We start from the raw sequence: 19,307 nt of genomic DNA, 5'->3' as shown, positions 1-19,307 counted from the left end.
AATGATTTTTTAATATAAGGAATCTTTACTAATTTAACATGATAAAGTAAAATGAAATACATCTTACAGGGAAGACCTTCTAAAGAGATTAGCCGGCACAAGGTTCTTACCGGAAGTATAGTAAGTTCAGGAGGAAATCATCATGAATGTGAAAAAATGGATAATAACGGCAATAGCAGCAACAACAATAGCCGCGGTACTTACAGGATGCGGCAGCGATTCGGCGAAAACGGAGCAGAAAATGCCCAATAAAATTGTTATCGGCTTCGATGACAATTTTCCTCCCATGGGCTTCCGTGATGACAGCGGTCAAATCGTCGGGTTTGATATTGACTTGGCTAAAGAGGCGGGCAGTCGTTTGGGTGTGCCCGTAGAATTTAAGCCCATTGACTGGGACAGCAAGGAAGCGGCCTTAAAGAGTAAACAGGTAGACCTTCTTTGGAACGGCCTTACGATTACGGACGAACGAAAGCAACAGATTGCTTTTTCCAAGCCTTACATGAAAAATGCACAGCTCCTTGTTGTACGTGCTGATGCGAATATCAACGACAAAGCCGGGCTGGCCGGCAAGGTCTTGGGCACGCAGGAAGGCAGCAGCGCCGTAGATGCCTTAAATAAGGCAGCGGAATTTAAATCTTCCTTGGGAAATATTAAAATGTACGGCGACTACGTGGCGGCTCTGATGGACTTGGAAGTAGGTCGTATTGACGGGGTTCTCGTAGACAGCGTTGTCGGCAGATATTATATGAGCAAGAAACCGGGACAGTTCAAGGTGGTCGATCAAAATATGGGCGATGAAGAATTCGGCATAGGCATGCGCCGGGAAGATACGCTCTTGAAAGAAAAACTCGACGGTGTTTTAAAACAATTGAGTGAAGACGGTACGATGACCAAGCTGTCGCAAAAGTGGTTTGGTGAAGATATTACGATAAAAGTTCAATAGCAATTTATACGTACGCATATGAGGGGCGCTTATGTCCCTCATTTCGTTCGTTTACACAACGGGGTGTTTTTAATGGATTATATGCTTGCCATTGTGCCTTCCATTGCCGAAGGCCTACAGATTACGTTGAAGATTTTTGTCATTACCATCGTCCTCAGTTTGCCTCTCGGCATTTTCATGGCTATGGCGCGTCTCGCGCCGTTCGTGCCGCTGCGGAAATTCATGGCCGCCTATATTTATCTTATGCGCGGTACGCCGCTCATGCTGCAGATTCTTTTTATCTATTACGGTCTGCCCTTTCTTGTGTCCGGTCTGCGATTGCCTGATTTTCCGGCAGCCATCATCGCCTTTGTCTTTAACTACGCCGCATACTTTGCGGAAATTTTCCGCGGCGGTATTCAGTCCATCGACAGGGGGCAGTATGAAGGTGCCAAGGTCTTGGGCATGACATATAAGCAGGCCATGCGCCATGTCATTTTGCCGCAGGTTATTAAACGCGTATTACCGCCTGTAGCCAATGAAACGATTAATCTTCTGAAGGATACGTCTCTCGTGTATATTCTTGCTATGAACGATGTTCTGCGCATTACGCGCTCCATTGTACAGCGCGATTTCGATACGACCGCCTTCGTAGTAGCCGCCGTATTTTACCTGGTATTTACCTTCGTCCTGACACGACTGTTCATGTATCTTGAAAACCGCTTTGCCGTATATGAGGGGTAGGAGGAACTGCAAATGAGTTTTATTGAAATGAATCATATCGGAAAATATTTCGGAACTCTGGAAGTATTGAAAGATGTTTCCCTCCATATGGAGGCAGGTGAAGTTGTTTCCATCATCGGTCCGTCAGGCAGCGGTAAGAGCACGTTCTTGCGCTGTCTTTGTGAATTGGAAACAATCGATAAGGGCGAAATTGTTGTCGGCGGTGAAGTGATGGTCCGGCAACCTGAAGGCGGTCAGCGTTCCGTATATGCGCCGACGGCGAAAGTTCGCGCTATTTGCCGCCGTATGGGGATGGTCTTTCAACAGTTCAATCTCTTTCCGCATATGACGATTTTGGCCAATATTATGGAAGCGCCGCGCATTGTAAAGGGGTTGCAGGACGAAGAAATCCGACCGTTGGCGGAAAACTTGCTCCGCAAGGTCGGATTGTGGGAAAAACGGGATGTATATCCGTCTCAGTTATCAGGCGGCCAAAAGCAGCGCGTTGCTATTGCCCGCGCCTTGGCGATGAATCCGGATATTATGCTTTTTGACGAGCCTACATCGGCGCTCGATCCGGAATTGACGGGCGAAGTGCTGCAGACGATTAAACAACTGGCTGATGACGACATGACTATGCTCATCGTAACTCATGAAATGGCCTTTGCCAGAGAAGTGGCGGACCGGATTATATTTATGGCTGACGGTATGATTCAGGAAGAAGGTACGCCGGAAGAGATTTTCGGTCAGCCCAAAAATGAACGGACAAAAAATTTTTTAAACTCTATGCTGCACTTCTAAGGGATTACAGCAATTCGGGTGTTGCTAACAGCCCCAAACACGGTTCTACCTGAACGCCTTCACGATAATCGGAGCCCGACTCGTGCGTATAGTCGAGGACGCGCGTGAGGAACTTTGTTGCCGTTTCGGCGGCCGTATGAAGGTCCATGCCTTTTAGGAGCAGTCCCGTAACGGTGGAGGTAAAGAGGTCGCCCGTACCGCAGGTTGCGAAAGGTACCTTATATGTCGTCGCTTCGTCAAAAGATTCACTTATACTGTCATAGCTGATATTCTTTATGCCCGTTTGCGTAGGTACGCTCGTAATAATGATCCGCTTCGGTCCGTGCTTGGACAAGTCTTTACATTTTTGCAGGAGCGATTTTGTTGTCGGAATACCTGAAATATGCGGATCTTCGCCCAAGAGGAGGGCCGCCTCCGTATAATTCGGTGTAATCAGTACGGCATCTGCAATAAGGGTACGCATGGCACCGATGATGGATTCGTCGAAAACAGGATATAGTTCACCGTTATCGGCCATTGCCGGATCGACGACGACGAGCGTGCCGTCGGCAGCAAAACGGGCAATTGTTTCTTTTACGAGCGTTACTTGGGCGGCATTTGCCAGGAAGCCGCTGTATATGGCGTCATACCGGAAACCTAATTTCTCCCACATAGCGAGAAATTCGGACATTTGCGGCGTCAAGTCGGTGTTTGTAAATTCGCCGTACGTCAAATTATTGCTGAAAACAGCTGTCGGAAAAGGACATACCTGACTGCCGAGTACGGAAATGACAGGAATGGCCGCCGTCAGAGAGCACCGGCCGAAAGAGCATAAATCATGTATTGCCAAGACTCGTTTTGTAGACATATATATCACTCCTTAGAAAAAACTGTACTTATATTTTATGGAAAAACAAGGAGTTTGTAAATGGACAGATGAGGAGACGGAATGTCTTTATCTGGAATGTTTTATCTACCGCGGTGGTGACTCGTATGATACAATAACATAAATTTGAAATTCCTCCGTTTGAGAGCGATGAGCCTGTATCGAGGTAGTCCATGGATAAAGAGAAGCAGCAAAATACGCCTTTTGTGACGGCGTTGGAAGAATATTGCAAAAAAAATTTTTTCGCCTATCATACGCCGGGTCATAAGCTGGGACAGGGAATTTCCGCTTACCAAAAAAAACTCTTCGGTTCGGCATTGACGCGGGATTTGGGGCTCATGTATGCGCTTGATGATTTATTCGATCCCACCGGCCCTTTAGGTGAAGCTATGGAACTTGCTGCCGACTTGTATGGTGCCGGAAGAACCTGTTTTTCCGTCAACGGAACAACCGCTTGTATTGAAGCCATGATTTTGGCTGTTTGCGGCGAAGGCGATGAACTTATTATCTCCAGAGAGGTTCATAAGAGCGTCATGAACGGTCTTATTTTGAGCGGTGCGAAGCCCGTTTATATGAAGAGTCGTTTTGCCTTTGACGAGCAGATTTCTCTGGGGCCGGACTTGGCGGAATTGAAGCGGGTTATTGCGGCACATCCGGCAGCCAGGGCCGTCCTGTTTACGTATCCTACATACGACGGCGTGTGTGTGGACTTAACGGTTCTTGCGGATTATGCACATGAGCAGGGACTCGTGGTTCTTGTCGATGAGGCGCACGGAGCTCACTTCGGCATGCATCCCGGTTTGCCGTCGTCCGCTTTGTCGTGCGGCGCCGATTGCGTGGCGCAAAGTACGCACAAATTGGCAGGTTCTTTGACACAGACATCCATGCTTCATTGCCGCCGCGGCTTTGCGCTGACCGACAAGGTGGTTGAGGCAATGTCTTTTGTGCAGTCAACGAGCCCTCATTATTGGTTTCTCGCCTCTTTGGACAGTGCGCGGCAGCAAATGGCGCTGGAAGGGCACGGCCTGCTTGAACGGACATTGACGTTGGCAGCCGCGCTGCGCCGTAAATTAAACGAGATCCCGGGTATAGTTTCTTTCGGTAAGGATATTTTAGCGAAATATGGCGGTCTCGGCGGGTTCGATGAAACGAAAATCTGTATTGACTTTTCCGGCTTGGGCTTGACCGGAGCGCAGGCGGAACGGCTCTTGCGGCAGGAGAAGATAGAAGCGGAACTGACGGCAGGCAATCATGTCCTGGTACTGATTACTCTGGGTGACACTGTGGAAAGTGTAGCTGCCTTATATGAAGCTTGCCTCAAGATAAGTACAATTTGCAATGAAGCTGAGCAAAACGGCGCCGTTGCGGAAATACCGCTGCCGGAACCTGTCGTACGTTTATCGCCGCGGCAGGCTTGGCAAGGCGAGACGCAGCTCGTGCCGTTGGAGCAGGCTATAGGCAGGATAGCGGCGGAGCCGGTCCTCTTTTACCCGCCGGGCATACCTGTATTGGCGCCGGGTGAAGAAGTGACGGAAGCCTGTGCCGTGTATATTCGCAAAAAGACAAGTGAAGGCTATGGAGCGCACGGCTGCGCTGATAAGACGGGGAAGGCTTTGCGTGTAATAAAGAGACGGGAGAAGTAAGATGGCAGGAAAACTGATTATTATTGAAGGCGGCGACGGCAGCGGCAAGGCGACGCAGACTGAATTATTGCACAAGCATTTGGAAAAAGACGGGTTTCCCGTCATGGCTGTAAACTTTCCCGATTATGACAGCGAGTCGAGTGCCCTTGTGAAAATGTATTTGCGCGGCGACTTCGGTACACATGCCGATGCGGTGAATCCCTATGCGGCTTCGGCCTTTTATGCGGTGGACCGGGTCGCTTCGTATGAACGCAAGTGGAAGGCTTTTTTTAAAAGCGGCGGTATCGTCCTGGCCGACCGCTACACGACGAGTAACATGCTTTACCAAATGATTAAAATTGATGCTGCACCGGAGCGGGAAGCGTTCCTCGACTGGCTGACGGATTTCGAGTTTCATAAACTGGGCTTGCCCGAGCCGGACGGCGTGGTGCTTCTCGACGTGCCGCAGGATGTGTCGGCGCGGCTCATGGCGGCAAGAGCAGGTAAGACAGGCGGACAAACGGGGGATATTCATGAAAACAACCGGAGCTTTCTTGATAAATGTCATAAAGCCTATGGAGAACTCGTAAAGAAATACGGCTGGCATGTAGTGAATTGTGTTTACGACGGTACTCTGCGTCCTGCCGAGGCCATTCATGAAGAAGTATACCGGCTTATTAGAGAAAGGTATATTGACAAGGCTTAAAATACTATAGTATAATAACCGTTGTCATGCGGAAGTAGCTCAGTGGTAGAGCACCACCTTGCCAAGGTGGGGGTCGCGAGTTCGAGCCTCGTTTTCCGCTCCATTTTTCTCTTTAGAGGAAAGCAAGTATTCCTCAATAGCTCAGTTGGTAGAGCAATCGGCTGTTAACCGATTTGTCGTAGGTTCGAGTCCTACTTGAGGAGCCACATAGGGGTATCGCCAAGCGGTAAGGCAACGGACTCTGACTCCGTCATCGTTGGTTCGAATCCAGCTACCCCTGCCAAATTTATGATCCACTAGCTCAGTCGGCAGAGCACCTGACTTTTAATCAGGGTGTCCCGAGTTCGAATCTCGGGTGGATCACCACAAATCTTTCATGGCCCCTTGGTCAAGCGGTTAAGACACCGCCCTTTCACGGCGATAACATGGGTTCGAATCCCGTAGGGGTCACCACACTCGGGCGATTAGCTCAGCTGGGAGAGCGCTTGCCTTACAAGCAAGATGTCGGCAGTTCGATCCTGTCATCGCCCACCAAATACGCAAAAAGAACTATCTATCCTTTCCGGTAGATAGTTCTTTTTGTTGGCGCCGAACAGGCATGACTAAACCCCCAGTTTACTGGGGGAGCAAAAAAATACTTATAGAAAAAGAAGGAACCTCCTGTGTTAGAATGATGATGGTCTGGCAACCACATCACATAACGGATAGGAGGTTCACTGTCAATGAATGACGTACAAAGCTTATCACACAGTAAATGGAGATGCAAATACCATATCGTATTTGCGCCCAAATATAGAAGACAAGCTATATATGGGACCATAAAGGTGGATATAGGAAAAATATTGCGGGAGTTGTGCACCCGGAAGCACGTAGAAATACTGGAAGCAGAATGTTGTCCGGATCATATCCACATGCTGGTGACAATACCACCACATCTAAGTGTATTCGGTTTCATGGGATATCTAAAAAGTAAGAGCAGTTTAATGATATTTGATAAACATGCAAACTTAAAATATAAGTATGGCAATAGACATTTTTGGTGTCGGGGTTACTATGTGGACACGGTAGGAAAATACGAAGGTGCGATAAAAACCTATATCCGACAACAACTGCAGGAAGATATAGCACAGGACACGTTGGATTTCAAAGAGTATGTAGACCCGTTTACGGGTAAGAAGAGTACATAAGTAGGCAAAGAAAGAGCCCCCGAGTAGGGGGCTGCCAGTAACAGTGATGTGATTGCCGGATTTTATTCAGTGCACCATTTGGTGCTACCACAAGAGATAGACCCTTATAGGGTCAGAGCAAACCACCAGTTCTACTGGTGGTTATGATTTGTTGCCGTAACACCTTAGCGGATACTCGTTCGTTTGTTGCCGACAACCATTGTCGGACTGAGGCTTCTATAGGCCATATATGTGAAAAAAAGAAAACCGAAGAGAAAGACGAGGGCGTAATCCCACGTCATTTCGGCGGACTGATTATATACATAAATGCAGCCGCCCGTCAGACAGAGACTTGCGTAGAGGGCGCATGTGGCACACCAGGTCCGCTGGCCGCGGTCGCGGAATTTGTAAAAATCTTTGAACTTTATGCGTAAAACCAGTGTAGAGGACAGTAAAACGGCGGTGATAACGGCTGATGCGGCGACGGGCATTTGGAAAAAGAAAGCGGCCAGTAGTATAATCATAAGGAAGAGCGTCCACAAGAAAATACTCACCTGCAAGTACACTTCCTGCTGAAAATTTACTTTTTCATACGGTTGGCGGCGGCGTGTTCCGGGCATGAGAAACTCCTTTCAAAAAGCATGATATTGCAGTTATTATACCATATTTTGCCGTAGCATACGGCGGAGGAGGCAAAAATATGAAAGCCGTAAAAACATACGATGTTATTATTATCGGCGCCGGTCCGGCCGGTATTTTCACCGCTCTCGAGTTGGCCGGCAAGGGGCTGAAGATTCTGATGGTCGAAAAGGGGCAGGATATACGGGAGCGCATTGCGACGAGTCGAAATAAGAATGCCTTGCCTAAAGATAAGGTGCGCAACGTCGTCTGCGGTTGGGGCGGTGCCGGCGCGTTCAGCGACGGAAAGCTGACACTTACGACGGAATTCGGCGGTAACCTGGATGATTATTTGTCCAAAGAAGAGTTGGCCGAAAAGATTCGATATGTCGATAAAACGTACTGTCATTTCGGCGGAGCCGGGCGAAAAGTGTACGGCGATGAGCATGCCGACCTTATTCGTGACTTGAAACGCAAGGCTGCCGCGGCAGACCTGCGGCTCATACCGGCGCGCATTCGCCATTTAGGAACCGACGTGAACGGTGAAATTTTGACGAATATGCGCGATTTTTTGGCAGATAAGGCGGACATTATGGCGGATACGGCTGTTGACCGGATTATAGCGGAAAGCGGCGTCGTCAAGGGTGTCATCATTAAGGATATGTTTTACGGCTGCCGTTATCTTGTCGGCGCGCCCGGGAGAGAAGGGGCGGAATGGTTTGTTAACGAAGTGTCGCAACTTGGGTTGGAATTTACGAGTAATGCCGTCGACATCGGCGTTCGCGTAGAAATGCCGGCGGAAGTGCTGGAGTCTATTACGGATGTCGTTTATGAATCAAAGCTCGTCTACTTCAGTCGCTCCTTTGATGACCGCGTACGAACCTTTTGTATGAATCCCAACGGCTTTGTCGTAACGGAAAACAACGATGGACTGTTAACAGTCAATGGCCACAGCTATGCCCATAAAAAGAGCGGGAACACGAATTTTGCCGTCCTCGTGTCGAAAAAGTTTACGGAACCTTTTCGGGAGCCTATTAAATACGGCAAGTATATTGCCAATTTGGCCAATATACTCGGCGGCGGCGTTATTGTACAGCGCTTGGGCGATCTGCTTGACGGGCGCCGCTCGACGGAAGAGCGAATTATGCGCGGCCTCGTGCGGCCGACTATGCCGACGGCAACGCCCGGCGATCTGTCGCTTGTCCTGCCCTATCGCCATTTGCAGGATATTAAGGAAATGCTCGCCGCTCTCGACGAGGTTGCGCCCGGGGCCAATTCGCGGCATACACTGCTCTACGGTGTGGAGGTTAAGTTCTATTCAAATCGCCTTGAACTTAGTGCAAATCTGGAGACGAAGGTGCACAACTTCTTTGCTATAGGTGACGGTGCCGGTATTACGCGCGGTCTTGTACAAGCGTCGGCTGCGGGAGTAACGGTGGGACAGGTCATTACGGCTCGGGAAGAATGTTGAAATTCCCGCAAAATTTAAGAAGTGAAAGAAAATTATTGATATCTATAATTCCACAACCGGAATTATAGATATTTTTTATATATTATGTACATAATAATGATAATAGAAGATAATGAAAACACCGGGTTTCTTGACCCTGTGAATATGTGAGAGGAGTAACAAATATGGATTTTTTGAAAGATCGGATTTCCAGACGGCAATTTATTAAAGGTGCCGCTCTATCCGCCGCTGCAGCTTCAGCCGTGCCGAAGCTGATTTCCGCCGGATACACGCCCTTTAAATCAGACTCTCTGGAAGTTTGGTCCTGCGGAGGTTTATCGGAGGCTTTTATTGAGGCTAACGAAATTTACGAAAAGAAAACGGGTCATAATATTCAATATACGGGTGCGTTTGCCGGTGCCTTGGGTAAAGCACTTTTATCGCTAAAAGGACAGACGGAAATTTTCGGTGCCCGCGGGCTGGAGCTGGCTAAGAATATGCGCAAGAAAGGTGTAAGCTTGGCTTTTAAACCTCTCTGTTTTACGGATTACGTCATTGTTACGCCGAAGGGAAACCCTGCGGGTATTCGTGATTTACAGGATATGGCCGAACCGGGAGTACGCGTTATGCTTCCCTTAGGGGCTTCTCCTCCGGGCAGCGCTTCCGTTCAGGGAATTATGAAGAAATCGGGGCTCACGGACGCATTTATGCAAAATATGATCGTCAACGAAACGTGCGTCATTAAAATGATGTGCGGCCTTATTGAGGGAAAGGGCGATGTATCGATTATTGAAAAACGGTTGACTACGCACGATCGGTTTAAAGATAAAATCGAATACATGCCGATCGATCCTAAATTTATTCCGCCGGCACCGTTAACGTTTACTATTAATGTGATGAAATATGTTCAAGACAGGGCGTTGGCAGATGACTTCGTTGATTTTATTCGTTCCGATGAAGGCCAGGCCGCGTTTGAGCACAACGGGTTTACCTCCGTTCATTCACCGCGGGGCTTGGATTTAATAGAAAGGTTCGGCGTAAAAGATGTCTAATAAAGAGAAAGTAAATACATTTTATCTTCCCAAGCTGCGCCGCTTAGTACAGCTCGTATTCCTTGCAGTTATGGGTAAATGGGTATACTACGGGATTTTCCGATGTCCCTTTATTGTTCCCTTCGTCAATTGTGAGCGATGTCCCGTCATCACCTGTTGGGGGCGTATTACGGCATATTTCTTCGGTTTTTGGCTCTTTATACCGCTCCTTGCCATCTTCTTGGGCCGTGCCTTTTGCGGCTGGCTCTGTCCGAGCGGTCTTGTCAATCAAATACTCGGCAAGCTGGCGATTACAAAGCTGAAGATACGCGATAAGCGCATGAGGTTCGCTCAAATCGGCATGGTCATTACAATTCTTATCGGCCTGGGCGTATACTTCTGTCTTGATAACCCGCGGGTCATGATTCCTATGCGTACGAGTGATGAGTATTTTAATGCGGTCATCATGTCCGTTCGCTTTGCCGATTGGTATTGGGCCGTACGTACCGTAATGGTCGTGTCGCTGATTGCGGCTTCTCTCATTATTGCCAACTTCTGGTGCCGTTTTATCTGTCCTGTCGGCGGCGCGATGGAACTTATTCGTAAAATTTCCTTTTTCCGCGTATATAAGACGAGCGCCTGCGACAATTGCGACGCTTGCCTGCGTACATGCGAAATGGGGACGCGTCCTGACGAAATGAACTGTACCAACTGCGGTGATTGCCTGAACGTATGCCATAAGAACGCGATTAAGTTCGGCAGAAAGGGTAAGGAATAATGACGGACATAAGGGGACAAAGTTTTTTAAATAATCATCCTTGTTTTAATAAGGAGGCGTCCGCCAATTGGGGGCGCGTTCATTTGCCCGTCGCGCCTGACTGCAATATTCAGTGCAACTTCTGCAACCGTATGTATGACTGTGCCAATGAAAATCGTCCCGGCGTCACACAGCACGTGTATACGCCGGATGAGGCGGTGGATATGCTGGAAAAACTTTTCGCCAGGCGACAGGATATTTCCGTCGTCGGTATTGCCGGACCGGGAGATCCCATGTGTGATGCCGATAAGACGATTTCCACCTTTGAGAAGGTGCGTGCTCACTTCCCGCGAGTCATGCTGTGTCTTTCCAGTAACGGACTGGCCTTGCCGGAATACGTGGACGAGCTGGTCGAAATCGGCATTAGCCATGTTACGGTTACGGTCAACGCCGTTCGTCCTGAAGTAGGTGCCGACGTATACGCGTTCGTGCGTCATGAGGGCAGGACTTACACGGGTATAGAGGGCGCAGAAATTTTGCTGGATCGTCAGGATGAAGCGATCAGGCGCTTGAAGGAAAATAAGCTGATCGTCAAAATCAATACGGTTGTCATACCGGGTGTCAATATGGAGCATATACCGGAAATTGCCGCCAAAGCATCCGCCTGGGGAGCGGATATTATGAACTGTATCTCTATGATTCCCGTTCATGATACGCCTTTTGCGGGGAAAACGGCGCCGACGGATAAAGAACTGCACCGTATTCGTCAATTCATCGGCCAAGTAATGCCGCAAATGACTCATTGCTGTCGTTGCCGTGCCGATGCATGCGGAAAGTTGGGGGCAGAATAAAAAAAGACCTATTCCATAGGAACAGGCCTTTTATATGACTGTTAGTCACAAATGGCATGAAGTGCTTTTACGGCCGTATCGATTTCACTTTCCGTGTTAAAATAACCGAAAGAAAAGCGCACCGTGCCGCTCGGGAAGGTTTGCAGCGTTTTATGTGCCGACGGCGCGCAGTGCAGCCCGACACGGGTGAGGATGCCGTATTCCGATTCCAAACGAACGGCGAGTTTCGCGTTGTCCATCGTTGTTGAGGCGATGGAAATGACGGCTGTGCGATCGGCAAGGCTTTGCTTTCCGGCGAGGTGAATATGCTTGACTGCAGCAATGCCGGCGAGAAATTGTTCCGTAAGAGCCATTTCTTTCTGATGGATTGCGGTCATGCCCGTTTCGTCAAGAAACTTCAGGGCTGCGTGGAGACCGACGATACCGGGGAGATTCATTGTTCCCGATTCGAATTTATCCGGCAAAAAGTCGGGCATTTCTTCCGAATGGGAAAGGCTGCCCGTACCGCCGGCAATGAGCGGCGTCATGGCTTTGGCCACTTCATCGCTGAGAACGAAGCCGCCGATGCCCTGGGGACCGAGAAGTCCCTTGTGGCCCGTAAAGCACAGGACGTCAATGTGCATCGTCTTCATGTCGATGGGCAAGGTGCCGGCCGTTTGGGCGCTGTCGACAATGAAGAGCAGGTTGTGCTTTTTACAAAAAGCGCCGACCTCAGCAAGCGGCATGACCGTACCGCAGACGTTGGACGCATGGGTCATGATAATTGCTTTTGTTTCAGGACGGACAAGCCGCTCCATTTCTGATGAAATAAGAGTACCGTCGACTGCACAGGGAATCCTGTCGAAGGTCAGCCCGTCATGACTGAGCTGCACAATAGGCCGCATAACCGCATTGTGCTCCATAGCGGAGACGAGGAGGTGGTCCGTCTTGCCGAAAAGTCCTTTGATAACCATGTTCAGGCTCATGGTGACATTTTGCGTGAAAATTACGTTTTTCACATCCTTCCCGCCGAAAAGGTCGGCAAGGCGGCGGCGCGTGTTGAAGACGAGTTCTTCCATGTCATATGCAGGCGCGTACGAGCCGCGGTTGATGTTTACCCCGTGGTTTTTGATGAAATCGCTCATTGCGTCGGGAACGACTGCCGGTTTTGGGAATGTCGTTGCCGCGTTGTCTAAATAAAGTTTTTCCATTTTCTCTCTCCTGTTTGTTGATTTCTCTTTACCCGTTCAGTATAGTGTACAGGCCGGAGATTTTCAAATATTTTTATATGACGGTATGGTGTGAACGGTACCTGACCGCGATTTCGAGAGGAGGATTTATCTTGGGAATTACACATGAGAAACGCGCTATTATTATTGCCGGTTTGATTATCGGCGCCATTGCGGGCTTTTTGGTCCTTGCGGGCAACCCCGCCAACATGGGCTTTTGTATTGCCTGCTTCATTCGGGATACTGTAGGCGGTTTGGGGCTGCACCGTGCCGCACCGGTACAATATATTCGTCCCGAAATTATCGGTCTTATTTTAGGTGCATTTATTTTGTCGGTTATTCGCGGTGAACATGTGTCTAAAGGCGGCTCTTCACCGATGACTCGTTTTATTTTGGGAGTCCTGGTCATGATCGGGTGCCTGATGTTTCTCGGTTGCCCTTTCCGCTTGATTCTTCGCCTTGCCGGCGGTGACTGGAATGCAATCTTGGGATTTGTCGGCTTTGTTATCGGTATCGGTATCGGGACGGTTTTCTTAAAGAACGGCTATTCTCTGAAGCGCACGTATAAATTGACGAAACTCGATACGGCCGTTATGCCCGTATTACAGGTAGTATTGCTGATTTTTGTCGTTACGGCCCCGGCTTTCATTTTCTTCAGTGAAAAGGGTCCCGGTGCCATGCATGCGGCTTGGGCGGTATCTTTGATTGCAGGCCTTGTTGTAGGCGGCTTGGCGCAATATACCCGTCTTTGCATGGTAGGCGGTATTCGTGATATAATCTTATTCCACGAAACAAAATTGATACTGGGCTTTGTAGCTGTATTGGTTGCAGCTTTTCTTGTAAATATTTCTTTCGGTAACTTCCATCCGGGTTTTGCCAATCAACCGATCGCCCATACGGACGGCTTGTGGAATTTGCTCGGCATGGCTCTTGCAGGTTTTTGCAGCATCCTTCTCGGCGGTTGCCCGATGCGTCAGCTTATTTTGACCGGTGAAGGAAACTCCGACTCGGCAGTCACCGTTCTCGGACTTATTGTCGGTGCGGCGTTCGCTCATAATTTCAATTTGGCGGCTTCCGGCGCCGGTCCGACGTTTAACGGTCAGGTCGCCGTTATCATCGGCTTTGTCGTTGCTTTTATTATTGCTGTTGTCAATACACGTAAGCAGAGCGCATAGAAGGAGGGATCACGATGATAGATGCACGCGGATACTCTTGCCCCGAACCTGTTATTATGGCGAAAAAGGCTTTGGAGTCACAGGAACAGGAATATGAGATGATGGTGGATACACACACGGCTATGGAAAATGTTACGCGCTACGTATCTAACCACGGGTATACAGTAAAATCGGCGCCTGAAGGCGAAGATTTCAAGTTGGTGTTTACTAGAAAATAAGTGAGAAAACAGGTGTAATCATGCAATATATCGCTACTTTTTACTCCCATTTCGGGGCCATTCGTTTTAAGAATGAAGCGCATCCGTCGGTAACGGACATTCAGTTAATGCCCGTGCCGCGGGACCTGAGCTCGTCTTGCGGCACAGGCATCCGTTTTCAGGCGCCTGACGATTACACGTACTCCGGTGACGAAAGTGGCGAAGTCGAACAAATTGTCCGGCATACGGAAAACGGCTATGAGCAGATTTACAGTTCGACATAAAGGGTGTGATTACAATGAGCGACATTAAATTAACGTCAATGGCTTCCTGCTCCGGCTGAGGCGCTAAGGTCGGTGCCGGCGTGCTGGCACAAATGTTGGACGGGATTCCCCGCCATCACGATGACCGTTTGATTGTCGGCTACGATAAGAGTGATGATGCGTCCGTGTATGTAGTTCGCGACGACTTGGCAATTGTTCAGTCCGTAGACTTTTTTCCGCCTATTGTGGACGATCCGTATATGTTCGGTCAAATTGCGGCAGCAAACTCGTTGAGCGATATATTCGCCATGGGTGCGGATCCGAAACTGGCCATGAATGTCATGTGTATCAATTCCGCCATGGGGCAGGACGCAGTTCGGGAAATTCTTCAAGGCGGCTACAGCAAGGCCTATGAAGCGGGCGTACTCATTACGGGCGGGCATACAATTGAAGACAAAGAACCGAAATACGGTCTTTCCGTAACGGGGTTCATGCATCCCGACCGATTGCTCAGCAATTCGTCGGCTCGCGAAGGTGACGTTCTGCTCCTGACCAAACCGCTTGGCGTCGGCATTTTGACGACGGCTGCAAAGGTTGGCCTCGTAGAACCGGCATTGGAACGGCAACTTTTCAAGGAAATGGCGGAGCTCAATAAATACGGGCGCGACATTATGATTAAGTATGACGTTCACAGTTGTACGGATATTACGGGCTTCGGCCTCATGGGACATGCCTATGAAATGGCATCGGGAAGCGGCATGACACTTCACTTGGACGTGAAGAACATGCCTTACCATCCGGAAGCCGTCGGTATGGCGGAGGAAGGCTTTATTCCGGCCGGCGCGTATCGCAATCGCGATTACACGAAGGGTCACGTAAAGATTGCCGGAGATATAAGTGAAGCGGTTATGGATATTCTTTATGACCCGCAGACTTCCGGCGGACTCATGATCGCAGTCAGTGAAAAAGATGCGGTTGCCTTGGAAAAAGAATTGAAAGACAATTTGCCGTGCGGCCAAATAATCGGGTACGTAACGGTAAAAGAAGATACGGCTATCGTAGTCGAGTAGTCATATCGGCGGCAAGGGCATACGTCACATTGCGGATGTATGCCCTTTTGTGTTTGCAGCCGTGTGTTTTGTATTGCCTATTATATGGAAATATAGGATAATAAAAAACAACGAGTACAAGGAGTGGGGAGGGAGAATTTTATATAAAAAACAATAGCCGCCGTGTTCGGCAGTTTTTATTCAGATGCACGGTAATTTTGACGGCGGTGAAGAGTGAATTGCCGCAGACGATGAATAAATTGCAGCTCAAGAGCAAGGTATTTGATTGAAAAGGAAGAAATTGGCCGATACCGGCTGACGCCGGGAGGTTTTGCAGGATATCCCGGAACAGGCGGAAGATGACAACACTATGTTTTAAGTGAGTACATACACGGCTGCTTTGCAAGTAGTCGTGTGTATTTTATTTATTATCACTTCGTGAAAAGGAGAGATCAGCGTGATTGAACGATATACCAATGAAGAAATGGGTCATATTTGGAGCGAACAGAATGAATGGCATACGCTGATGCAGGTGGAAATCCTGGCCAGTGAAGCACAGGCGGAATTGGGAAATATTCCGAAGGAAGCGGCTGAGAAAATCCGTGAAAAAGCGTCCTTTTCCGTAGAGCGCATTCATGCGATTGAAGCGGAAACGCACCATGACATTGCCGCCTTTGTTTCCAACCTTTCCGAAAATATCGGTGAAGCGGGGAAATACGTTCACCTGGGTCTCACGTCGACAGACGTGAAGGATACGGCATTGGGATATATGTTAAAAGAGGCGTCGGAGATTCTGCTGAAGGACTTGGAAGCATTTCGCCTGGTTTTGCGTCGTCGCGCCGTCGAGTTCAAGTACACGCCGATCATCGGTCGAACTCACGGCATTCATGCGGAGGCGACGACCTTCGGCCTGAAGCTGTGCATGTGGCTTGCCGAAACGGAGCGCAATATTGAACGCATGCGACGGGCAAAAGAGGTCATATCGGTCGGGAAAATATCCGGTGCTGTCGGCACGTACGCCGATGTGGATCCTTTTATTGAACGGTATGTCTGCGAAAAGCTCGGTATTTTGCCGGCACCCGTTTCTACGCAGACACTGCAGCGTGATCGCCATGCCGAATTTATGACGACCTTGGCCGTTATTGCCGCGTCTATTGATAAATTTGCCACGGAAATCAGACACTTGCAGCGGACGGAAGTGCGCGAAGCGGAAGAATATTTCAGCCCGAAACAGAAGGGCTCGTCTATTATGCCTCATAAGCGAAATCCCGTTACGTGTGAACGCATGTGCGGTCTGGCCCGCGTCATTCGCGGCAATGCCCAGGCGGCATTGGAAGATGTGGCACTTTGGCACGAACGGGATATTTCCCACTCTTCCGTAGAGCGCATCATTTTGCCGGACAGCACGATTGCCCTCGATTATATGCTTACGACCTTTACGCGTGTCGTCGATCGCCTTATCGTGTATCCCGAAAAAATGATGCAGGACCTTGAGCTTACAGGCGGCTTAATCTTCAGCCCCATCTTATTGAATAGGCTCGTCGAAAAGGGCGCCGTTCGTGAACAGGCTTACCGCTGGGTACAGCGAAATGCCATGAAACGGTGGCTTGAAGGAGAAGATTTCCTGGAAAATCTGAAGAAAGATGAAGATATTGCAACAGTTATGACGAATGAAGACATTGAAGCGTGCTTTGATGTTAATAAAATGTTGCGCCATGTAGATACAATCTTTGCCCGCTTCGGATTGTAAGGAAGTGGCAGAAAGGGGAGAAGTACGCATGTATTTTGATAATGCAGCTACGACAGCCCATAAACCGGAAGTAGTTGCCAAAGCCGTATATGAAGCGCTGACAAGCGGACAAATGGGCAATCCTTCACGGGGTGCTCACGGCTATGCCTTGCGCGCTTATCGCACGGTCCTGCAGGCGAAAGAATCTATAAAAGAGTTGTTTCATGCCGGTAACGCCTACGATGTCGCTTTTACGTATAATTCGACAGTCGCCTTAAATGAGGTCTTAAAGGGGTTGCTGTCTGCAAGGGACCATGTCATCTCCACGACATGGGAGCACAATGCGGTCTTACGACCTTTATATCAACTGGAAGATGACGGCCTGTCCGTCGACTTTGTTCATTCCGACGCGGAGACGGGCATTCTCCACTACGATGAGTTTGAAGCCTTGCTCCGGCCGGAAACGAAGGCCGTCGTTTGCAATCATGCTTCCAATTTGACCGGTAATGTTCTTGATTTAAACCGTATAAAAGCTTTCTGTAAGGCACACGGACTCATGCTGATTGTCGATGTTTCGCAGACTGCCGGCGCTTATCCCGTAGATCTGTCCGATAATGTGATTACGGCTGCCTGCTTTACGGGACATAAGTCGCTCTACGGTCCTGGCGGGACGGGCGGTGCAGTCGTGCGCACGGATGTGCAAGTAAAGCCGCTTATTACGGGCGGTGACGGTGTGCACACTTTTGACAGGGGATTTCCTCATGCCGTTCCTGGCGTTTTTGAAGCCGGTACGGCCAACATTGCCGGCATCGCCGGCCTCGGTGCAGGCGTGCAGTATCTCCTGAACAGAGGCGCCGAAGATGTCACGCAGGTGCAGAAGCGTCTGTCCGCCCTTTTTGTGGACGGCCTGAAGCAAATAGACAACCTTCACGTATACGGCGATTTTTCAGGTCCGCGCGTTAACGTCTTTGCTCTTAACATAGGCGAAGCCGAATCCGCCCTGGTGAGCGAACTGCTCTGGGAAGATTTCGGAATTGCCACGCGGGCGGGATTTCACTGCGCGCCGCTCATGCACAAAGAGCTGCGAACGGAGGCCCGCGGCGCCGTCCGTTTTTCCCTCAGCCTTTTTACGACGGAAGCGGAAATAAAGGCTGCGCTTGCGGCACTGCGCGATATAGCGGCTCGGTAAAGCCTGCGGTCAGGGAAATATTATGAGACTTTTAGAATCCATCCCCGTTGCAGGCGGCGGGATAGCCTTAGCTTTGGCAACGATGAGCCGTTTGCTTGAACCGTACGGACGGGGCTTTTCTTGTGCTTGCCTGTACACGGCAAGCCTGCTTTTGACGATCGTTCTCTTACGCTATCTTCGGTATCCCCGGCTCTATAAGGAGGATGCCGGACATCCCTTGTCGGCACCGATCATGCCGGTTTTGTCGATGACCGTCATGTCGCTGTCGACGTATACCGTGTCTTGGTCGGACTTTGCCGGCCTGCTTTTATGGTATGGCGGACTTATTTGGCACGGCAGTCTGATTTTATCCTTTACAAAACGATTTATCGGAAAATTCAGATTGGAAAACGTACTGCCTTCATGGTTTGTCATCTATGTAGGTATTGTTGTTGCTGTTGTAACGGCTCCCCCGGGTTTTGTTTCTTTCGGACTGATGACGATGCTGCTGTCATGGGGCTTGATCGCATATGTCGTTATCGGAGCTCTTATTATCCGGCGCCTTCGTGTCTTGCCGCTAAAAGAAAGGGAACAACCGACACTGGCGATTTTTGCGGCACCGTCATCTCTTTGTCTTTGTGCTTTTCTTCATACGACAGGATTGCCGGATATGCCTTTTTTTCTGCTTCTTGCCGTACCGGGACTGGCCTTTTATGGAATGAGTCTCGCCTGTATTGTCCGCCTCTGCAGAAACGGAAAATTTTATCCGACATTTGCCTCTTTTACATTTCCGCTTGTCATTTTCGCCGTAGCGGCTCGTGATGTAAGTAAGATTTTTTTCCAAACCCCGGCGGCAATAGGAATAACGCTCGTGACGACGGCTATTGCCGGTATCGTTACGTTGGGAGTTCTTCTTGCCTTCAGCGTACATGTTTGGCGAAGAAATAATGAAAGATAGTTATACAAAAAAAGACGAGTCACGGCTGCAGACAGTCGAATCTCGTCT

At 49.3% G+C, this 19,307-nt stretch carries 20 protein-coding genes and 6 tRNA genes; 23 read left to right on the top strand and 3 right to left on the bottom strand.

What is annotated here, in order from left to right:
• Nucleotides 1-142: 142 nt before the first annotated feature.
• From BQ2674_RS06510 to BQ2674_RS06500, 3 genes are all read left to right on the top strand, one after another.
• A complete protein-coding gene (locus BQ2674_RS06510; protein WP_075572992.1) occupies nt 143-943 on the top strand; it encodes an amino acid ABC transporter substrate-binding protein in 801 nt (266 codons plus the stop codon).
• Between the two features lie 72 nt (nt 944-1,015).
• Nucleotides 1,016-1,666: an amino acid ABC transporter permease gene (locus tag BQ2674_RS06505; protein WP_075572991.1), complete on the top strand. Its 651-nt coding sequence runs from the start codon at nt 1,016-1,018 to the stop codon at nt 1,664-1,666.
• A gap of 12 nt (nt 1,667-1,678) precedes the next feature.
• Nucleotides 1,679-2,446, top strand: coding sequence for an amino acid ABC transporter ATP-binding protein (locus BQ2674_RS06500; protein ID WP_075572990.1), 768 nt, complete (start codon nt 1,679-1,681; stop codon nt 2,444-2,446).
• A 4-nt stretch (nt 2,447-2,450) separates the two neighbouring features.
• Here BQ2674_RS06500 and BQ2674_RS06495 read toward each other — a convergent pair whose 3' ends face one another.
• Nucleotides 2,451-3,293 carry a pyridoxamine kinase gene (locus tag BQ2674_RS06495; RefSeq protein WP_075572989.1) on the bottom strand — a complete coding sequence of 281 codons (843 nt, stop codon included), beginning with the start codon at nt 3,291-3,293 and terminating at the stop codon, nt 2,451-2,453.
• A gap of 191 nt (nt 3,294-3,484) precedes the next feature.
• Here BQ2674_RS06495 and BQ2674_RS06490 point away from each other — a divergent pair, with 191 nt between their 5' ends.
• From BQ2674_RS06490 to tnpA, 9 genes are all read left to right on the top strand, one after another.
• On the top strand, nt 3,485-4,954 hold the full coding sequence (locus BQ2674_RS06490; RefSeq protein WP_075572988.1) for an aminotransferase class I/II-fold pyridoxal phosphate-dependent enzyme: 1,470 nt from the start codon (nt 3,485-3,487) through the stop codon (nt 4,952-4,954).
• A 1-nt stretch (nt 4,955) separates the two neighbouring features.
• Nucleotides 4,956-5,639, top strand: a complete 684-nt coding sequence (locus BQ2674_RS06485) for a dTMP kinase (RefSeq protein ID WP_075572987.1) — start codon at nt 4,956-4,958, stop codon at nt 5,637-5,639.
• A 28-nt stretch (nt 5,640-5,667) separates the two neighbouring features.
• Nucleotides 5,668-5,742, top strand: a tRNA-Gly gene (locus BQ2674_RS06480).
• Between the two features lie 27 nt (nt 5,743-5,769).
• Nucleotides 5,770-5,845: transfer RNA gene (locus BQ2674_RS06475), tRNA-Asn, on the top strand.
• Between the two features lie 3 nt (nt 5,846-5,848).
• Nucleotides 5,849-5,922, top strand: a tRNA-Gln gene (locus BQ2674_RS06470).
• Nucleotides 5,923-5,929: 7 nt separating this feature from the next.
• Nucleotides 5,930-6,005: transfer RNA gene (locus tag BQ2674_RS06465), tRNA-Lys, on the top strand.
• A 12-nt stretch (nt 6,006-6,017) separates the two neighbouring features.
• Nucleotides 6,018-6,092 (top strand) — tRNA-Glu (locus BQ2674_RS06460).
• A 5-nt stretch (nt 6,093-6,097) separates the two neighbouring features.
• Nucleotides 6,098-6,173 (top strand) — tRNA-Val (locus BQ2674_RS06455).
• 188 nt (nt 6,174-6,361) lie between these two features.
• Complete coding sequence (gene tnpA / locus BQ2674_RS06450; RefSeq protein WP_075572382.1) at nt 6,362-6,826, top strand: IS200/IS605 family transposase; 465 nt, start codon at nt 6,362-6,364, stop codon at nt 6,824-6,826.
• 164 nt (nt 6,827-6,990) lie between these two features.
• Here the strand turns inward: tnpA and BQ2674_RS06445 are convergent, their stop codons facing one another.
• On the bottom strand, nt 6,991-7,425 hold the full coding sequence (locus tag BQ2674_RS06445) for a hypothetical protein (RefSeq protein ID WP_075572986.1): 435 nt from the start codon (nt 7,423-7,425) through the stop codon (nt 6,991-6,993).
• 80 nt (nt 7,426-7,505) lie between these two features.
• On the opposite strand from BQ2674_RS06445, the gene BQ2674_RS06440 reads away from it, so the two are divergent.
• From BQ2674_RS06440 to BQ2674_RS06425, 4 genes are all read left to right on the top strand, one after another.
• A complete protein-coding gene (locus tag BQ2674_RS06440; RefSeq protein WP_075572985.1) occupies nt 7,506-8,894 on the top strand; it encodes an NAD(P)/FAD-dependent oxidoreductase in 1,389 nt (462 codons plus the stop codon).
• A gap of 164 nt (nt 8,895-9,058) precedes the next feature.
• Complete coding sequence (locus tag BQ2674_RS06435; protein ID WP_075572984.1) at nt 9,059-9,925, top strand: substrate-binding domain-containing protein; 867 nt, start codon at nt 9,059-9,061, stop codon at nt 9,923-9,925.
• Complete coding sequence (locus tag BQ2674_RS06430; protein WP_075572983.1) at nt 9,918-10,682, top strand: 4Fe-4S binding protein; 765 nt, start codon at nt 9,918-9,920, stop codon at nt 10,680-10,682. Before BQ2674_RS06435 ends, BQ2674_RS06430 begins: the two co-directional genes overlap by 8 nt.
• Nucleotides 10,682-11,512: a radical SAM protein gene (locus BQ2674_RS06425; RefSeq protein ID WP_075572982.1), complete on the top strand. Its 831-nt coding sequence runs from the start codon at nt 10,682-10,684 to the stop codon at nt 11,510-11,512. The genes BQ2674_RS06430 and BQ2674_RS06425 overlap by 1 nt, the downstream gene beginning before the upstream one ends.
• A 41-nt stretch (nt 11,513-11,553) precedes the next feature.
• On the opposite strand, the gene BQ2674_RS06420 is transcribed toward BQ2674_RS06425, so the two are convergent.
• Complete coding sequence (locus tag BQ2674_RS06420; RefSeq protein WP_075572981.1) at nt 11,554-12,702, bottom strand: aminotransferase class V-fold PLP-dependent enzyme; 1,149 nt, start codon at nt 12,700-12,702, stop codon at nt 11,554-11,556.
• Between the two features lie 131 nt (nt 12,703-12,833).
• Between BQ2674_RS06420 and yedE the strand changes: the two genes are divergently transcribed.
• The 7 genes from yedE to BQ2674_RS06385 all read left to right on the top strand — a co-directional run bounded on the left by yedE (nt 12,834) and on the right by BQ2674_RS06385 (nt 19,259).
• Complete coding sequence (gene yedE, locus BQ2674_RS06415; RefSeq protein ID WP_205407616.1) at nt 12,834-13,895, top strand: YedE family putative selenium transporter; 1,062 nt, start codon at nt 12,834-12,836, stop codon at nt 13,893-13,895.
• Between the two features lie 14 nt (nt 13,896-13,909).
• Nucleotides 13,910-14,113: a sulfurtransferase TusA family protein gene (locus BQ2674_RS06410; RefSeq protein WP_083222315.1), complete on the top strand. Its 204-nt coding sequence runs from the start codon at nt 13,910-13,912 to the stop codon at nt 14,111-14,113.
• 20 nt (nt 14,114-14,133) lie between these two features.
• A complete protein-coding gene (locus BQ2674_RS06405; protein WP_075572978.1) occupies nt 14,134-14,376 on the top strand; it encodes a DUF3343 domain-containing protein in 243 nt (80 codons plus the stop codon).
• 8 nt (nt 14,377-14,384) lie between these two features.
• On the top strand, nt 14,385-15,425 hold the full coding sequence (gene selD, locus BQ2674_RS06400) for a selenide, water dikinase SelD (protein ID WP_392397681.1): 1,041 nt from the start codon (nt 14,385-14,387) through the stop codon (nt 15,423-15,425).
• A gap of 436 nt (nt 15,426-15,861) precedes the next feature.
• Complete coding sequence (gene purB, locus BQ2674_RS06395) at nt 15,862-17,154, top strand: adenylosuccinate lyase (protein WP_075572976.1); 1,293 nt, start codon at nt 15,862-15,864, stop codon at nt 17,152-17,154.
• A 28-nt stretch (nt 17,155-17,182) separates the two neighbouring features.
• Nucleotides 17,183-18,322, top strand: a complete 1,140-nt coding sequence (locus tag BQ2674_RS06390; RefSeq protein ID WP_075572975.1) for an aminotransferase class V-fold PLP-dependent enzyme — start codon at nt 17,183-17,185, stop codon at nt 18,320-18,322.
• A gap of 22 nt (nt 18,323-18,344) precedes the next feature.
• Nucleotides 18,345-19,259 carry a TDT family transporter gene (locus BQ2674_RS06385; RefSeq protein ID WP_075572974.1) on the top strand — a complete coding sequence of 305 codons (915 nt, stop codon included), beginning with the start codon at nt 18,345-18,347 and terminating at the stop codon, nt 19,257-19,259.
• Nucleotides 19,260-19,307 lie beyond the last annotated feature (48 nt).

Origin of the sequence: Megasphaera coli, assembly GCF_900095855.1 — a bacterium.
Taxonomy (GTDB): Bacteria; Bacillota; Negativicutes; order Veillonellales; family Megasphaeraceae; genus Megasphaera; species Megasphaera massiliensis_A.
Note: the sequence above shows the minus strand (reverse complement) of the source record. Positions and strands in the feature narration are given on the sequence as shown.